Genomic DNA, 792 nt, shown 5'->3' on the forward strand with positions numbered 1-792 from the left:
GCTGGCCGAGCTGATCGCCCGGTTCGAATCGGTGACGGCCGCGCACCGCAGCGAGGTGGGGGAGCTGATGGCGCGCGCGGAGCAGGTCATCGCGGCCGCGGGAGATCCGGACGCCGCGGTGGCCGAAGTGTCCTCGCTGCGCCGCGAGGCCGACGCCGAGATCGCCGCCGCCCAGGCCCGTGCCGAGGAGGCCGAGGCCGACGCCGCGACCGCGCGCCGCGAGCTGGCCACCGCGGTAGAGGAAAAAGAACTCGCCGAGGGCGCGGCCGAGGACGCCATCGCCGAGCGGGACGACCAGATCGCCGCCGCCGAGGCCGCCCGCGCCGAGGCGGACCGCCTGCGCACGCAACTGGAGGAGGTCCAGGCCGACGCGCGCCGGCGGATCGATACCGTCAAACGCGAGGCGCTCGAGCTGGTCGAGAAGACCGAACGCGACGCCGAGAAGCGGGTCGCGCTGGAAAAGCGCGCGGCGGATGCTCGGATCGAGAGGTCGGAGGAGGCCGCCGCACGGCAGATCACTGCCGCGAACGACGCGCGCGACGCGGCCCTGGCCGCACAGCAGCGCGCCGAGACCGAGCGGGCACGGCTGGAGCAGGCCCGCGACGACGCGCTCGCCGAATCTGCCCAGCTCCGTAGGGATGTGGATGCGGCCCGGGCTCAGCTGCGCGATGATGTCGCCGAACTGCGCCAGGAATTGGCGACTGTGCGGGCCGATGCCCGCACCGACCGCGAGCAGCTGCGCGCCGATCACGCCGCCGATATCGCTCGTATCCAATCCGCTGCCGAGGCCCG

Annotated in this window: 1 pseudogene; it reads left to right on the forward strand. The window is 74.1% G+C overall.

The features are described from left to right. Window positions 1-792: pseudogene (locus tag A5780_RS40725) on the forward strand (hypothetical protein); the annotation flags it as partial.

Source organism: Nocardia sp. 852002-20019_SCH5090214 (genome assembly GCF_001665865.1).
Taxonomy (GTDB): domain Bacteria; phylum Actinomycetota; class Actinomycetes; order Mycobacteriales; family Mycobacteriaceae; genus Nocardia; species Nocardia nova.